The following is a 15,552-nucleotide window of genomic DNA, read 5'->3' as shown; positions in this document are numbered from 1 at the left end:
CTCGGCTGGAAATGAGGTGCACACAATAGTAAGCATGGTTAGTTTCCGGGGTCACGGGTGTGGGGCACGGGACCGCCACGGGCGGGGTGTCGGGCCAAGACAACCGGGAGCTCAGAGGACTCTGGTCCCGGAGGCTTGCGCAGGCGTACAGTCCGTTCATGGCGAACGATCCTGTTGAAACGAATCCGGAAAATTACCGGGTGGCTTTTGAAAACGAGCGGGTCCGGGTGCTTGAGTACACGGACGCGCCGGGGCACGCGACGACCGAGCACAACCACCCTGACAGCGTGATGATTACGCTCAGTGCCTTCCGGCGTCGTATTTCCTCTAACGGGAACTCCGTGGAAGTGGAGCTGCCCTCCGGAGTGGCCCGGTGGTTGCCGGCGCAGCACCATTCCGGCGAAAACATCGGAGAAACCGATACCCACACGTTCTTTGTCGAGCTTAAGGATTCTGCCCGGCCGTCGGACAGTGAGGCGGAGGAACCGCTTGGCCCCAGCGAGACGTAGAAGCAGGGCCATGCTGCCGGTCTGGCGCTCCCGCCCCCGCAGCCGGGCGAAGTGCAGGAGGGTACGCTCAAGCCATGCCGGACATCAGACTGCCCATCCGCACCGATCGCCTGGTCCTCCGGCGCTTTGAGGCCGCGGACCTCGACGCCTTCCATGCCTACCATTCGCTGACGGAGACCGCACGGTTCCTGCCCGGCGAGGCCAAGAGCTACACACAGTGCATGGAGCGGGTGGGGAAGTACGCCAACTTTGTCTTCGACAAGGAGGGCGACTGGGTGGCTCTCGCCATCGAGGCCGCGGACTCGCCCGGCTTGATCGGCGAAGTGGTGCTCAAATGGCTTCCGGGTTTCGGGCAGGCCGAGGTGGGCTGGAGCCTGGCGCCCGGTGCGCGGGGCCACGGCTACGCCACCGAGGCCGCAGAGGCGGTGCTCAAGCTCGGGTTTGAGGGCCTGAACTTCCACCGGATCGATGCCAAGCTGGATGCGCTGAACACGGCCTCGGCAGCCATTTGCGAACGGCTGGGCATGCGCCTCGAGGCCACGCACGTGGACAAGTGGCGCTACAAGGGCGAATGGGCTACGGAAGTTGTCTATGCCATGCTGCGTGACGAATGGACAGCCCGGTAAGAAAGTCAAGCTGATTTGGACCTCCTTGACCTTGGGATTGCGGTCCCGTCGGTGCCCACTATCCGTAGTCAAAGGTTGGGGTCCTTCGCGGTGGGCACCTAAAACCTGCGCGAGTGACAGCACAGACGACCAAATAGTCTTGTATTTGCACTGGTGCGTAATTAGGCTAGAGCGCAAATGGACGAACTGAGTACGATTTTCTTTGCGCTGGCGGATCCGACGCGCCGTGCCCTGCTGGGGCAACTGCGGCAGGGTGAGGCGACGGTTACCGAATTAGCCGCCCCGCACTCGATGAGCGTGCCCTCTGTATCACGCCACCTGAAAGTGCTCGAGCAGGCCGGGCTGATCACTAAGTCCAGATCTGCCCAGTGGAGGAACTGCCGCCTCCAGCCGGCGGCGCTACAGAGGGTTGAGGAATGGATGCGCCCGTACCGCGATTTCTTGAGCACGCGGCTGGATCGCCTTGACGCTCAGCTCGCCACAACACCCGATCGCCCCGATGAGCTCACAGAACCGGAGGATAGATGATGGCCGACTACCCGACACAGGATCGAAGCTTCACCCTTACCCGAATTTTGGCTGCATCGCGGCATTCCGTGTTCACAGCGTGGACCGACCCTGAGCACTTGACCTGGTTCTACAACCCGGACATGCCCACTCCCACCACACCCATCGAGGTGGACCTCCGTGTTGGGGGAACGTGGAAACAGCAGATGATCGTCAATGATGACCTTAGCTACCCAACCGGGGGGATCTACCTGGAGGTTGTTCCCGACGAACGACTCGTTTTCCGCTGGGGAGCAGTGGGAGGCTGGCCCGCACTCGACGGTGAGAACGAGCTGACTGCCCCCGTTGTCACGGTGCAGCTAAACGAGCTCGGCACGGAAACGGAGCTCGTCCTCACGGTTCAGTTCTCTGAGCTTCTCGACATCGAGGAAGTGCGAAAACTCATGCTCGGTGGCATCCAAGAGGGCTGGGGTGCCACCATCGACCGGGTCAAGGACAGCACCGCCATGACCGCCGTGACCAATGGCCGCATGGCGGGGCCTCAGATTTATGTCCTTTTTCCTGGAACGGCGCGGGATGCACTGAACTTCTACGCTGATGTTTTCGGCGGGGATCTTTCCCTGCATACGTACGAGGACTTCGGCAGGAGCGACGGCCCACCAGAAGCCGTGGCCCATGGAGTGCTCAGCGGCGTCGTTGCCCTGGCAGGATCAGACGCAGCCGAAGGCCAGGCAACGGTCCGGCTCGAAGGCATCATGCTCTCGTTGCTGGGAACCGCCGAACCGGCAGTCCTTCATGAGTGGTTCGATAAGCTCTCCGTTGACGGGTCGGTGCTCGATCCTCTCTCGCCCAAGCCCTGGGGCGCGGCTGATGGCCAAGTCGTGGATCGTCACGGGCTTCACTGGCTCGTCGGATACGAGCCCGCGGCATGAGCGACGCACTGTTGTTAGCTCAGCTGGCCAGGGAGCGAGGACATGTTCTTCGACAAGCGTCAGATCGCTCGAAGTGATGGGGTCCTTGCTGAGGCAGATCTGGATGCCCCTCCGCGCTGGTGGCCTCCAGCCAGCGTGTTCGACGCGCCACCGATGTCCGATGGGCGCGAGGTCCTGTTTCGCGTGCTTGCTGAAACGTCCGTCCACGCGGGCCACCTGGACATCGTCCGGGAGCTAATCGACGGACACCAGAATCTCGTAGTGGAATAATCCCGAATTTTGGGCGGCTCAGGCGGCAGCTCTACTGGACAATACCGGCGTCCAACTTCCGCCCATTCATCCATTTGACGAAAATGGCCGCCATGCATGCCGCATGGCGGCCAAAATCGGCAAATCGTGAGCGCCCGGGGGTTTCCACAGGCTCAGCCACCGACGGGCCCAACCGCCGGACAGGCTCAACCGCCGGACAGGCTCAGCCACCGACGGGCCCAATGACCGCCCGGCCTCACCCGTCGGTTGACGTCGGTACTGAAGTAGCCGGGGCCGATTCCGTCGGGCCGACCGTCGGCGTGCCGGTCGGCTCCGCAGTCGCACCGGGATTCTCCGTTACCGCGCCCCCGGTGACGGGAGCAGCGGGCGCCGGATCCGCCGTCGTCGTTCCTGCGGGTGCCGGGGCCGTGCCGGTGGCGCCGGGGGATGACGCCGGGCTAGACCCGGACGTGTCGCCGGGCGTCGGGGTAGCTGTGGTGCCCGGCGTTGGCGAAGTCCGGGTGCCCTTGGTGGCGCTCGGGTCGTTCTGGACGATGTCCATGACCTGTTCCTTGAACGCGTTGAGGCGTTCCTGGATTTCGGACAGCGGAACGTTTTGCAGGCTGCGTCCGAACTCGGCAATCTCGGCCCACAGCGCAGTCAGCCGGTCCATGCCGTCCTCGCTCAGCGGCCCGTCCAGAGTGAGCACCAGCTGGTTGGCCAGCGCATATGTAAGACACCGGACGCAGTTGTAGTTCGCGGCTGCGGACAGGTTCTCCGGAACGATCACGTCCGCCTGGCCCACGATCAGCACCACTTGGAAGCCCACTGCAACTGCTGCGCAGTCGGAGCAGCTGGCGAAGGCGTAGGCCTCGTTAGTGGTGTCTACCGTGTCGCCGTCCTCGGCCCAGACCAGCGCGAACGCGACGTCGTACACCACGGTGCCGTCCTGCGTGTTGACCGCGAGGGCCTGGTTGTCGCCCTCTTCGGGCGCGGCCGGCCGGTCGAAAGGGAACACCCACGACGGCGGCGCGGCAATACCGCCGTCGGCAGCCGGGCCGTCGGTGGCGGCAGGATCCGTGCGGGGCACCATCACCATACTCAGCTGGGGCTGTTCCCGCGTGGGCTTGGCTGCCCCCGCAGGCCACAGCGCCACAGTCTTCCCGGCTCGGCCTTCCCGAAGCGTCGTGGACGACGACGTGGGAAACACAGCCGTAGTGACGTCGGCCAGGGTCCCGCGCTCGTACGGCTGCACCGGCCGGTACGTGTCTGCTCCAGGCCACCAGGCCCAGGCCAGGCCGGCGAGAACGGCGGCGATCGCGGCCATCGCGGCACCGCGCTGGATTGCCTTGCCGCGGGTCCTCTGCCAGAGCCCCGTGGTCAGCTGGCGGACCAGCCGCAGCAGGATGTAGAAGATTCCCACCACGGGAAGCGCGACGGCGGCGATCGCCAGCGTGCGCACCGCTGCGCCGGCGATGTCCCCGGCGGTGAGGCTTTCGGACAACTGGGACTGCTGCTTCAGTACGCTGGCCCACGCGGTGCCCAGAACCCGGGGGAGGGACAGGACCATCATCACCAGGCTGAACAGCAGCAGCGGCACGGTGACCAGCACCCAGAGTGTCACCACGGTCCGGGCCCAGGGCTTGAGCACCCGGGCCTCCGGATCCGTTCGACGCCACGGCAGCAGCCCCAGCAAGGTCGGCTTGATGCGCTGGAACAGGTCCGGGACCCCGGTGGCGTCGGCCAGGATGTGGTAGCCGTCGAACCGGACCAGGGGAAGCAGTTGCCGGATCATCTGCAGGATCTGGGTGACCACCACCAGCAGCAGGGCATCGAAACCGGTGGCCCACCAGACACCCATGATGGCCACCGCCACGATGGCATTGAAGTACAGGCCGCCCAGGTCCGTGCGGATCCGGCCGCCGCGGCCCAGCCGGTAGGAGTCGGTTACGTCGGTGAAGAAGGCGGGCCAGATCAGGTACAGGCCGGTACCCATGGCGCCCGGCGTGGCCCCGCCGCGGCGTGCGGCGGCGGCGTGGCCGAACTCGTGGAAGCCGGCGGACAGCACAGTCACGGCCAGGACCAGCAGGACCATGGCCGGGTTGGCGAAGGCATCGTGCGTGGCGGAACCGAGTCCCTTGACCATCAGCACCCACCAGCAGGCGGCCAGGAACGCTGCGCACACCGCCACAACGATGAGCGGATTGAAGAGCACTGCAAACGGAGCAGTTAGTTTCCGCGTGCGGTCGGGATCGGTCACGGTATACCGGAAGCGCATCCCCAGGAGCGGATCGGCTTTTTTGACCTCCGGCTGCGAACCGTCGGCCAGCCTCAGGAGTCCCAGCGGCAACAGCTGCGAGCTGATCAATGTACGGACGTTGTCCGGGCTGACCAGCCTGCCGAAGCGGGAACTGGCGTGCTCCGCGACTTCCTCGACGCTGCGGTTGCCGTCGATAGCTTCGAGTACCAGGTACAGGAGGCGGGTGAGCTGGATGGCCTGCCCGTCGGCACGCCGGACCAGCGAGGGCGGCTCGCAGTAGCCGGAGCCCTGTGTTTCGCCGATCAGCTCGATGCCGTCGGCCCGGACGGGAACGCCGGGCAGGGAGAGATCCGGCGCGGAAACAGCGGGTCCGGAGTCTTCCGGCGGGCGGCCGGCGGCGGCGGGCGCGGAAGAAGCCGGCGGGCCGTCCACCCGGGACGGCCCGCCGTGCACTGTACTCATAAGGAATTGCTCATCATTGACGTCGGATTCCGGGCGTTACTGGCGGAGATCGGACTGCTGGTCAGCGGTAGCTGTGGCTTCACCGTCGATGTGCTGGCTGATGATGGCATCCTGCTGGGCCACGGCGAACGCGTCGCTGTCGATGGAACCGATGTTGGCGGCCACGGCCGCGTCGATCGGTGCGGCCACGTTGGCGTTGGCTGCAACCGCGCCGTTGATCGGAGCCGCAATGTCTGCGTCAGCGGCCAGGTCCACGTTGACGTTCAGGAGGTCCCCGTCCAGGGCTGTGGAGGGATCCACCGGCAAGGCGCCGACGTCGGACGTTGAGCCCTCGGGCAGCAGGCCGCCGTCGGTGGTTCCATCAGTAGTGGTTCCGTCAGTAGCGCCGGCATCGGTGGAATCGGTGCCAGTGGTTTCGGGTGCCTGGTCAATGGTGCTGTCCTGGGTGGAGTCTGCCGTGGCGTCAGCGGTGATCCCTTGATCGATGATCACGCCCTGGTCCGCCAGGGCCTGAGACTCGGACCCGTAGGAGAGGATGTTTGCTGAGGCTGCCGCGTCGATCGGGGCCGCCACGTTGGCGTTGGCTGCCACGGCGAGGTCGATGGGTGCTGCGGCGTTGATGCCCAGGTCCAGGTCGGCGTTCAGGTCCAGGACGGAGGCCACTTCCTTGTCCGGAAGCGCGGTGCCGCCCTGTGCCATCAGTTCTTCGTCGGAAAGCGGGGTCAAACCCTGTTCAGTGCTCACGAATAGCTCCAGTTCCGGCACGGTTTCTGCTGCCCCCAGTGAGCAGTTTCTACACCGATGTGCCTAATGCCAGTCAATAGTAAGCATGATGATCATCTTTTGGGTACGCACCGGCAATTCACCGCCTGTTTCAGGGCGGGATACTTCTCCCTCCTACTGTCTGGGCATAACAGCGGCCCGGAATAGGGGCCGCGTCTGCGACGAGAGGTAGCGATGAACATCAGTATCAGCCAGCCCCAGCTCAGCAGGAGGGCAGCACTGGCTGCTGCCGGAACGCTTGGGGCACTGGGAATCACAGCGGCCGCAGCGGCGGGCAGCCATGCGGCGCCGGGAGCGAAGGCGCCCAAGCCGAGCCTTATCTTCCGCCCGGACGGCACGTTCAAGGTTGTCCAGTTCAACGACACCCAGGACGACGAGCAGACTGACCGCCGCACGATCGAACTCATGAACCGCACCCTGGATGCCGAGAAGCCGGACTTCGTGGTGATCAACGGAGACGTGATCAACGGCGGCTGCGACTCCGAACTTGAGGTCAAGCAGGCACTTAATCACGTAGTCCAGCCCATGGAAACCCGGCAGATCCCGTGGGCTGTGACATTCGGCAACCACGACGAAGATTCAGTGCAGCGAACGGGCATGACCGAGGCCAAAATGCTCCAGTTCCTGCAGAGCTACGAATTCAACATGAACGCCGATTCCGCCCCGGAACTCACCGGCACCTCCAACTCGCAGCTGCTGGTGCAGTCCTCGCGGTCCAAGGCCCCGGCCTTTGGGTTGTGGCTCATCGACACCGGCCGCTACGCCCCGGACACCATCAACGGCCAGAACTTCGAGGGCTACCCGGACTGGGACTGGGTACGTATGGACCAGGTGAGCTGGTACCGGAATTTGTCCATCGCAACCGAGCAGAAATACGGCAAGAAAGTGCCGTCCCTCATGTGGGGCCACATCGCGCTTCATGAGCACCGCAATATGTGGTTCTCCAGCCTTGATTCACGAACGGACGCCGATCACGCCCGGGCACTCGCGAAGCACAATATCGTCGGGGAACGGAATGAAGACGAGTGCCCCGGCCCCATCAACTCCGGCCTCTTCAACGCCTTCCTGGAACGCGGGGATGTGCTCGGGTACTTCGTGGGGCACGACCACGTCAACACCTACGTGGGCAACTACTACGGAGTGCAGCTGGGCTACGCACCCGGGACGGGATTCGGCGCCTACGGACTGCCCGGGGCTGACCGGAACCGTCTGCGGGGTGCTCGCGTCTTTGAACTGGACGAAAACCACCCGGGAATCTACAAGGACACACGGCTCGTCTTTGCCAAGGATTTCGGCATCGATCTGACGGCCAATGACCAGCCCATCGTTCCGCTCCCGCTGAATCCGGCGCAGCAGTAACCCCGTGGTGGAGCCCTCGCGCTCATCCATTTGACGAAAATGGCCGCTATGCACCTGGCATAGCGGCCAAAATCGGTAAATCGCCGAGAGTGCGCGCCGGGGCTTCGGCAGGCTCAACCCGCGGCGCGCCCAGCAACCCCTTACTTAACCCCGGCCCCCGGCAGCAGCTCCGTCGCGCCCACGGAGTCGGCCACGAAGGCGTAGTCCCAGGCCCGTTCGCGCCACTGGACGTACCGGCCGGACGCTCCGCCGTGGCCGCCGTCCATCTCGATCTTCATCACGATCGGCTGCGCCCCGGTGGACGCAGAACGCAGGGCCTGCACCCACTTGGCCGGCTCCACGTACAGCACGCGCGTGTCGTTGAACGAGGTCACGGCGGCGATCTTCGGATATGGAAGGGGGCCAACGTTCTCGTAGGGCGTGTAGGACTTCATGTACTCGTACACCTCGGGGTCCGTGATCGGGTTGCCCCATTCCTCCCACTCCAGGGCGGACAGCGGCAGCTCCGGATCCAGGATGGTGGTGAGCGCGTCCACGAACGGCACGGCCGCCACGATGGCCGCGTACTTTTCAGGCGCGAGGTTGGCCACGGCACCCATCAGCAGCCCGCCGGCGGATCCGCCCATCGCCGCAATCCGGTCAGGTGAAACCCAGCCAGATGAAGCCAGCCAGTCCGTGGCCGCGATGAAGTCCGTGAAGGTGTTCTTCTTGTGGAGCTTCTTGCCGTCCTCGTACCAGTGGCGGCCCAGCTCCCCGCCGCCGCGGATGTGCGCGATCACGAACACGATCCCGCGGTCCAGCAGCGACAGCCGCGGGATGCCGAAGCCGGGGTCCATGCTCAGCTCGTAGGAGCCGTACCCGTACACCAGGCCGGCCGCCGTCGAATCGCGGGAAACCGACGCGTGCCGCAGCACCGAAAGGGGAACGCGGGTGCCGTCGGCCGCCGTCGCCCATTCACGGGTGGCCACGTAGTCGGCCGGGGAGTAGCCGCCCAGCACCGGGCTCTCCTTGCGGAGCAGCAGCTCACCCGCCGGCCGCTCGGGCGTGGGGAGCACAAAGTCGTACACGCGCGACGGCGTGAAGTAGGACGTGTAGCCCATCCGGATCACCGGGGCCTCGTAGTCGGAGCCCGCCACGCCGGCGGTGTACAGCTCCTCGTCGAACGCCGGCTCCACCGGCTCGCCCTGCGCGGGCGTGCCCAGCCCGGCCAGGGGCAGCACCTGGACGCGTTCAATGGTGTCCTTGCGGACGGACACGATCAGGTGCGTGGAGGTGACGCCCGCGCCGTTGACGCGCACCTGGTCGGAATGTTCGACGACGGTGGTCCACTCCTGCTCGGACAGCGGCTTGGCGAGCTCGGCCGCGTCCACCACCGACACCATGGAGTTGATGGCGTTCCGGTTGTGCGTCACCAGGACCTTTTCGGCGCCATTTAGGAGGAACGGCTCGGCCTCGTAGAGGACGCGTTCGTCGCGGGAAATCACGGTGCTGAGTCCGGCGTCGTAATCGTCAAAGCGGAGCAGCCGCGTCTCGCTGTACTCGGAGCAGCCGATGCTCAGCACGAGGTGGCGGCGGTCGGAGGAAAGGTCGAAGCCCAGCCACATGGCGACGTCGTCCTCCTGGTAAATCACCTCATCGTCGGTGACCGGCGTGCCCAGCACGTGGGACTTCACCTGGTAGGGGCGCCAGGCGTCGTCCACCACGGTGTAGAACAGGCGCGTGCCGTCGGGGGAGAAGGAGACGCCGTAGAAGATGTTCTCGATGACGTCCGGCAGCATCTCACCCGTGCGCAGGTCCTTAAAGCGCAGGGTGAAGCGCTCGTCGCCGGCGTTGTCCACGGCGTAAGCGTAGAGGTTGCCGTCCACGGTCACGGCCGTGCCGCCCACCGCGAAGAACGGCTTGCCTTCGGCTTCGACGTTGCAGTCCAGCAGGACTTCTTCACCGGAAAGTTCGACGCCGGCCTCCACCGCCGGGGGCGTCCAGTCGGCCACCGGGTCCCCGGTGTTCTGCGCCTTGACGCGGCACTGGATGCCGTATTCCTTGCCCTCCGCGGAACGGGTGTAGTACCACCAGCCGTCCTTGCGGTTCGGTACGGACAGGTCCGTCTCCTGGGTGCGTCCCTTGATTTCCTGGAAGATGGCTTCGCGGAGCGGTTCCTGGTGGGCAGTGACCGCTTCCTGGTAGGCGTTCTCCGCCTTGAGGTGCTCCACCACGTCCGCGGAGTCCTTGGCCCGCAGCCATTCGTAGTTGTCCACGAAGGTGTCGCCGTGGTGGGTCCGTTCGAACGGGACCTTCCTGGCTACGGGGGCGGCGGCCGCAGGGGTGTTGTCGGCTGGGTGCTGCACTGGAGTCTGGGTCATTGACTCAATATATAAAGCTATTCCGCCGCAGGCACACGCGTTCGCTACCGGGGGATAGAGTGGTCCGCTTTAGCCCTGCGTAGCGCCCTGCACAGCGCGTTACTTGAGCAACTTAAAGACAAGTAGTGGCCACTCACGCACAGGATGTGGGCGGTAAATAGTCTTGAGGAGTCGGTCGGCGGAGGACCTGGTCCCCCTGGGAACTCCCGCCAGTCCGATAACTGGCCCGGACAACGATCCGGATCACGTTGAGCTGGGCCGGCGGTGACAAGCCTTCTGAGACCGAGGCTTCCCCAGGCGCCGCCGGCCCTTAGCTCAGAGTCCGCGGAGCCTCTGGATAAACTCATCCGCCTGCGCCAGGTTGCGCGCCATCTTCGTCCTCTGATGGACGGCTTTCTCCAGGATCTCCGTCAGCTTGGCCGCGCTGCTGGCCTTTCCGTCGTTAGCCTCGGCGGCGTCCTGTGATGCCAGGATGTCCAGGATCTCAGCCATCTCCTCGAGCGAGAACCCCAGGGGTTTCATCTGCTTGATGACGGTGAGGCGCTCAAAGTCGTCTTCGGAGTACACGCGGAAACCGCCGTCCGTTCGGGACGTTGCCGGCAGCAGCCCCACGTCGTCGTAGTGGCGGATGGTCCGCAGGGACAGCCCCGTCCTTTCTGCCAGTTCACCGATGTGCATGGTGCTGGTGCGCGCTGTCATCAGAGACCTCCGTCCTGTCGTCGGATTAACTCTACCCTCACGTTAGGGTAGAGTTTGAAATGAGCGGTGTGACCTTCAAGGGTAGGACCCTTTCCTCCGCCGCCACTCACCGCGCAACGCTGCGCCCCTCATTCATTTGCACAACGAAGGCGCTGCCCTGTGCCTTCTTGACTACGAACGGAGCCAGCAATGGCCGTAAAAACTGCCGGGGATGCCCCGGCCTTCACTCCTGAACAGCTGCAATCGGTCCGCGGCACCCTGATGTCGCCGCGCCGGCTCAAGACCGAGGTCCTCGCCGGCTTGGTGGTTGCGCTGGCACTCATTCCGGAGGCGATCGCGTTCTCGATCATCGCCGGGGTGGACCCGCGGATCGGCCTGTTCGCCTCGTTCACCATGGCCGTCACGATCGCCTTTGTGGGCGGCCGCCCGGCCATGATCTCCGCCGCCACCGGTGCGATTGCCTTGGTGATTGCGCCGCTGGTGAAGTCCCACGGGGTGGACTACTTCGTCGCCGCGGTGATCCTGGCCGGCGTCTTCCAAATCGTCCTGGGTCTCTCAGGGGTCGCCAAGCTCATGCGGTTCATCCCGCGCTCGGTGATGGTGGGCTTCGTCAACGCCCTGGCCATCCTGATCTTCATGTCCCAGGTCCCCGAGCTGCTCGGTGTCCCATGGCTGGTCTACCCTCTCGTCGTTCTTGGCCTGGTGATCGTTTTCGGCCTGCCGAAGCTGACCAGGGCCGTCCCTGCACCGCTGGTGGCCATCGTGGTCCTGACCCTCATTACGGTCCTGGCCGCCGTCGTCGTTCCCACCGTGGGTGACAAGGGCGAGTTGCCCGATTCGCTGCCCACACTGTTCATCCCGAACGTACCGATGAGCCTTGAGACGCTGCAGACCATTTTCCCGTTCGCGCTGGCCATGGCCTTCGTCGGGCTGCTCGAATCCCTCATGACTGCCAAGCTGGTGGATGACGTCACCGACACCCGCTCCCACAAGTCCCGTGAAGCCTGGGGGCAGGGTGTGGCCAACGTTGTCACCGGCTTCTTCGGCGGCATGGGCGGCTGCGCCATGATCGGGCAGACCATGATCAACGTCAAGGCCTCCGGTGCCCGCACGCGGATCTCCACCTTCCTGGCCGGCGTCTTCCTGCTGATCCTCGTGGTGGTGCTGGGTGACATTGTCTCGCTGATCCCGATGGCCGCGCTGGTGGCCGTGATGATCTTCGTTTCCTGGGCCACCTTCGACTGGCACAGCATCCACCCCCGGACGCTGAAGATGATGCCCAAGAGCGAAACCATGGTGATGGTGGCCACTGTCATCGGCACGGTCACAACGCACAACCTGGCTATCGGCGTGGGAGTCGGCGTGCTCGTGGCGATGGTGCTGTTCGCCCGCCGCGTGGCGCACTTCGTTACCGTTGAACGGAGCGTCGGCACTGTAGGCGGCCATGAAACCGCCACCTACGTGGTGGACGGGGAGCTGTTCTTCGCCTCCTCGAACGACCTCTACACGCAGTTTGAATACGCCTTGGATCCCGAGCGCGTGGTCATCGACATGCACGCCAGCCACCTGTGGGATGCGTCCACCATCGCAGCACTGGACGCCATTACCGAGAAATATCACCACCACGGCAAGGACGTGCAGATCGTCGGCCTCAACGACGCCAGCACCCTCATGCGTGAGCGCCTTGGCGGGAAACTCGGTGGCCACTAAGCACGGTACCCCCGCGACCATCCATGGGGTGCCGCGCAGGCGCCGCCGGCCCTTAGCTCAACAGCTTGAAGTCGTGCAGCGGCTATGAAAGTATCTGCGTATGAATGCAGATAATAGTGCTTACACCCTGGGCCCCGACAGCCAGTACGTGGAGCTCGCCGTGGAGGTCTTCGCCATGTTGGCGGACGCAACCCGGGTCAGGCTGATTCTGGCGCTTCGCAATGGAGAGCTTCCGGTCAACGCCCTCGCGGAGAAGGCCGGGAAGTCCGCAGCCGCCGTCTCCCAGCATCTCGCCAAGATGCGGCTCGCCAGGATGGTGGCCACCCGCCAGGAAGGCACCAAGGTCTACTATCGGCTTCAGGACGGCCACGCGTGGGAGCTCGTGGCCGACGCCATCCACCAGGCAGAGCACGCACTCGGCACTGCGCCCCACCACGGACTTGCGCCGCACGGAACCAGCGTAGAGGCCGCGTCATGAGCCGCCCTATCCCGCCGGCCGGCCGTGACGTCGGTTCGCACACGCACACGCACACGCCCGACGGCGAGCATGGTCACGACCACGACCACGACCACGACCACGAGCACGACGGCGAGCACGACCACGACGGCGACCACGGCGCCCATACCCACGCCCACGGCGACCACGCCCATGACCACGACCACCCCACCGGCCTGAAGGGGTGGCTGCACGAGCTGTTTGTTCCGCACTCGCACGACTCCGCCGATTCGATCGACACGGCACTGGAAACCAGCGCCCAGGGCATCCGCGCCGTGAAGGTTTCCCTGCTGGGCCTTGGCGCCACGTCGATTTTCCAGCTGATTATCGTCCTGGTCAGCGGGTCGGTGGCGCTGCTGGCGGATACCGTCCATAACTTCTCCGACGCGCTGACGGCTGTGCCGCTGTGGATCGCCTTCCTGCTCGGGCGCCGCCCGGGCACCCGTACCTACACGCACGGCTTCGGCCGCGCCGAGGACCTGGCGGGCCTCTTCATCGTGGCCATGATCGCGCTCTCCGCGGTGGTTGCCGCCGTCGAATCCGTCCGCCGTTTCTTTGAACCCCAGCCTGTCCACAACCTGGGGTGGGTGCTGGCTGCCGGTCTGGTGGGTTTCGCCGGAAATGAACTCGTCGCCATTTACCGCATCCGGGTGGGCCGGAGGATCGGTTCCGCTGCGCTGGTAGCTGACGGCATCCACGCGCGGACCGACGGGTTCACGTCCCTGGCTGTCGTTGCCGGGGTCGTCGGAATCTGGCTTGGATTCCCCTTGGCCGATCCGATCGTGGGGCTGCTGATCTCCGTGGCCATCGCTGTGCTCCTCTGGGGCACCGTTAGGGATGTGGGCCGCCGCCTGATGGACGGCGTCGACCCCAAGCTCACCGACACCCTCAGCGCACTGACGGAAGACTCGGCTCCTGCGGGAACCACGTCGCGCCTGCGCTGGTCCGGGCATCGGCTACACGTTGAAATAAGTGTGCCGCTCACCCCGGCCGGGGATCTGGACGAGCTGGCGAACCTCACCAGCAGCCTTGATCATGCTGTGCGCCATGCCTTGCCCAACATCGGATCGGTAACGGTCACGCCGCGGTTTTCGTAGCAGGCACAAACCGCGGCAGGAAGCGCACGCAGGCCACCATGCCCACGAGTTCCACCAGGGTCTGCGTGACCACAACCAGTGCGGCGAGGGCCAGCGGTTCCGGAAGCGCCAAAGCCAGCGGAAGCACCACCAGCGAATTGCGCGTGGCGCCGCTGAACACGACGGCCAGGGTTGAGGGGCCGTCCAGGCGGGCCGCCTTGCCCGCGAGCAGGCCTAACGGAACCATCACCAGCAGGAACGCGGCGTATAGCGGAATCACGGCCACCAGCGACCCGAGTTCCTGGCGTACGCCACCGATCTGCGAACCCACCGCCACGGCGAGGGTTGCCATCATGAGCGGCACCATCAGGGTCTGCATGGCCGACATGATCCACCGCCCCGTAAGGAACCGCCGTCCCGCCACCGATCCCCGAGCAAGCCGCTGCGTCCCCGCAGCCAGGGCCAGCGGAACGATGATGAGCCCCACCAGTGCCTGCACGAACGGCGCCGGGTCGAACGCGGACACCAGCTCCGGCCCCACGAACAGCAATAGGTATACCGGCAGCAGGAGCATCTGGGCGAGCATCAGGACCGGCGACGCGGCGAGGAGCCGGTCGCTGGCCCCGCCGGCCAGGCCGCAGAATACAATCACGTAGTCGATGCACGGCGTGAGCAGCACCAGCAGCACGCCCACCAGGAGTGCCTGGTCGCCGGCAACGAACCGGCTCAGGCCGAACACCACGAAGGGCGCCACGGCGAAGTTGAGCGTCAGCACCGTCGCCATGAACTGTGCGTCGCGCACTGCCCGGCCCAGCGCAGCGAACGGAATGCCCAGGAACGTGGCGTAGAGCAGCAGCCCCAGCACGGGATTGATGGCCAGCTCCAGTGCGCGGGCTGTCCCCGGCGCCAGGAAACCCGCCGTGCCGCCGGCAACAATCGCGGCACGATACAGGCCGATCTGGCCGCGTTCCATCCATGCCACAAACGTCTCGATCGTCACCGGGTCCATCGTAGGCGAACCAATACCTCACCCCGGACCCGGGTTCAACGACCCGCGCCGTTCATAACGTCACTCGGTCCACATGTGACGCTCAGTGTTGCGTAGGTCACATTCGCTCCCTAGGCTGATGGAGGTCGCAGCGTCGCGGCCATGCAGGAATAGGGGAAACACTTGAACGACAAACTCAAGGTTTTAGTACGGCTCGATCTCGATTGCGGACAGGCAGAAGTAGCGGCCCAGGGTCACGTGACGGCGAAAAGCCTCCAGGCTCTTTATGTGGTTGTGAAGAGGGCAAATCATTTGAAGGAAGGACTCCGCCTGGTGGTGGATGTGAGCCACGCACGTGTTGAGCCGGCTGCAATGGAGCAGCTGCAGGCATGTTCGGAATCGCACCACCTGCCGGCGTCCATTGACCCGCTCCAGGCGGAATGCAACATCAGCGTCCTGGCCTCCGCGCCCTCGGTTGCGGAGGCGGGAATCAGGATGCGGAACAGCGCTTTGAGGCTCGCCGCCTAAATATCGGG

The 15,552-nt window shown here is 65.0% G+C and carries 15 protein-coding genes and 1 pseudogene; 11 read left to right on the top strand and 5 right to left on the bottom strand.

The window, feature by feature from the left end; translation table 11 throughout:
• Positions 1-158: 158 nt before the first annotated feature.
• From AC1MDG_RS16620 to AC1MDG_RS16595, 6 genes and pseudogenes are all read left to right on the top strand, one after another.
• Positions 159-509: a cytoplasmic protein gene (locus tag AC1MDG_RS16620; RefSeq protein WP_479805273.1), complete on the top strand. Its 351-nt coding sequence runs from the start codon at positions 159-161 to the stop codon at positions 507-509.
• Positions 510-583: 74 nt separating this feature from the next.
• Positions 584-1,135 (top strand): GNAT family N-acetyltransferase, encoded by a 552-nt coding sequence (locus tag AC1MDG_RS16615; RefSeq protein ID WP_479805271.1) that lies wholly within the window; start codon positions 584-586, stop codon positions 1,133-1,135.
• Between the two features lie 177 nt (positions 1,136-1,312).
• A complete protein-coding gene (locus AC1MDG_RS16610) occupies positions 1,313-1,663 on the top strand; it encodes an ArsR/SmtB family transcription factor (protein WP_479805269.1) in 351 nt (116 codons plus the stop codon).
• Positions 1,660-2,076 (top strand): annotated as a pseudogene (locus AC1MDG_RS16605) (SRPBCC family protein); the annotation flags it as partial. The gene AC1MDG_RS16610 and the pseudogene AC1MDG_RS16605, both read left to right, overlap by 4 nt.
• Positions 2,077-2,172: 96 nt before the next feature.
• Positions 2,173-2,574 (top strand): VOC family protein, encoded by a 402-nt coding sequence (locus tag AC1MDG_RS16600; RefSeq protein ID WP_479809123.1) that lies wholly within the window; start codon positions 2,173-2,175, stop codon positions 2,572-2,574.
• A gap of 42 nt (positions 2,575-2,616) precedes the next feature.
• The gene (locus tag AC1MDG_RS16595; RefSeq protein ID WP_479805267.1) at positions 2,617-2,844 is read left to right on the top strand and encodes a mycothiol transferase; all 228 of its coding nucleotides are present in this window, start codon (positions 2,617-2,619) and stop codon (positions 2,842-2,844) included.
• Positions 2,845-3,079: 235 nt separating this feature from the next.
• On the opposite strand, the gene AC1MDG_RS16590 is transcribed toward AC1MDG_RS16595, so the two are convergent.
• Together AC1MDG_RS16590 and AC1MDG_RS16585 are read right to left on the bottom strand one after the other, a co-directional pair.
• On the bottom strand, positions 3,080-5,545 hold the full coding sequence (locus tag AC1MDG_RS16590) for a hypothetical protein (protein ID WP_479805265.1): 2,466 nt from the start codon (positions 5,543-5,545) through the stop codon (positions 3,080-3,082).
• A gap of 36 nt (positions 5,546-5,581) precedes the next feature.
• Positions 5,582-6,271, bottom strand: coding sequence for a peptidoglycan-binding protein (locus tag AC1MDG_RS16585; protein ID WP_479809122.1), 690 nt, complete (start codon positions 6,269-6,271; stop codon positions 5,582-5,584).
• A 231-nt stretch (positions 6,272-6,502) separates the two neighbouring features.
• On the opposite strand from AC1MDG_RS16585, the gene AC1MDG_RS16580 reads away from it, so the two are divergent.
• A complete protein-coding gene (locus tag AC1MDG_RS16580; RefSeq protein ID WP_479805264.1) occupies positions 6,503-7,687 on the top strand; it encodes a metallophosphoesterase family protein in 1,185 nt (394 codons plus the stop codon).
• Positions 7,688-7,827: 140 nt separating this feature from the next.
• Here the strand turns inward: AC1MDG_RS16580 and AC1MDG_RS16575 are convergent, their stop codons facing one another.
• Entirely contained in the window at positions 7,828-10,047 is a 2,220-nt protein-coding gene (locus tag AC1MDG_RS16575) for a S9 family peptidase (RefSeq protein WP_479805263.1), read from the bottom strand.
• Between the two features lie 315 nt (positions 10,048-10,362).
• The gene (locus tag AC1MDG_RS16570; RefSeq protein ID WP_479805261.1) at positions 10,363-10,746 is read right to left on the bottom strand and encodes a MerR family transcriptional regulator; all 384 of its coding nucleotides are present in this window, start codon (positions 10,744-10,746) and stop codon (positions 10,363-10,365) included.
• A 189-nt stretch (positions 10,747-10,935) separates the two neighbouring features.
• On the opposite strand from AC1MDG_RS16570, the gene AC1MDG_RS16565 reads away from it, so the two are divergent.
• The 3 genes from AC1MDG_RS16565 (at position 10,936) to AC1MDG_RS16555 (ending at position 14,049) form a co-directional block, all read left to right on the top strand.
• Positions 10,936-12,456, top strand: a complete 1,521-nt coding sequence (locus AC1MDG_RS16565) for a SulP family inorganic anion transporter (RefSeq protein WP_479805260.1) — start codon at positions 10,936-10,938, stop codon at positions 12,454-12,456.
• A 100-nt stretch (positions 12,457-12,556) separates the two neighbouring features.
• Entirely contained in the window at positions 12,557-12,934 is a 378-nt protein-coding gene (locus tag AC1MDG_RS16560; RefSeq protein WP_479805258.1) for an ArsR/SmtB family transcription factor, read from the top strand.
• Positions 12,931-14,049 carry a cation diffusion facilitator family transporter gene (locus tag AC1MDG_RS16555; protein ID WP_479805256.1) on the top strand — a complete coding sequence of 373 codons (1,119 nt, stop codon included), beginning with the start codon at positions 12,931-12,933 and terminating at the stop codon, positions 14,047-14,049. The genes AC1MDG_RS16560 and AC1MDG_RS16555 overlap by 4 nt, the downstream gene beginning before the upstream one ends.
• On the opposite strand, the gene AC1MDG_RS16550 is transcribed toward AC1MDG_RS16555, so the two are convergent.
• Positions 14,030-15,037 (bottom strand): arsenic resistance protein, encoded by a 1,008-nt coding sequence (locus tag AC1MDG_RS16550; RefSeq protein ID WP_479805254.1) that lies wholly within the window; start codon positions 15,035-15,037, stop codon positions 14,030-14,032. The genes AC1MDG_RS16555 and AC1MDG_RS16550 overlap by 20 nt on opposite strands.
• A 162-nt stretch (positions 15,038-15,199) precedes the next feature.
• On the opposite strand from AC1MDG_RS16550, the gene AC1MDG_RS16545 reads away from it, so the two are divergent.
• Positions 15,200-15,544: a hypothetical protein gene (locus tag AC1MDG_RS16545; RefSeq protein ID WP_479805252.1), complete on the top strand. Its 345-nt coding sequence runs from the start codon at positions 15,200-15,202 to the stop codon at positions 15,542-15,544.
• The last annotated feature ends 8 nt before the right edge of the window (positions 15,545-15,552 follow it).

The sequence above is a fragment of the Arthrobacter sp. AIWTK1 genome, assembly GCF_056680535.1.
This window is presented reverse-complemented; position numbering and strand designations above follow the sequence as displayed.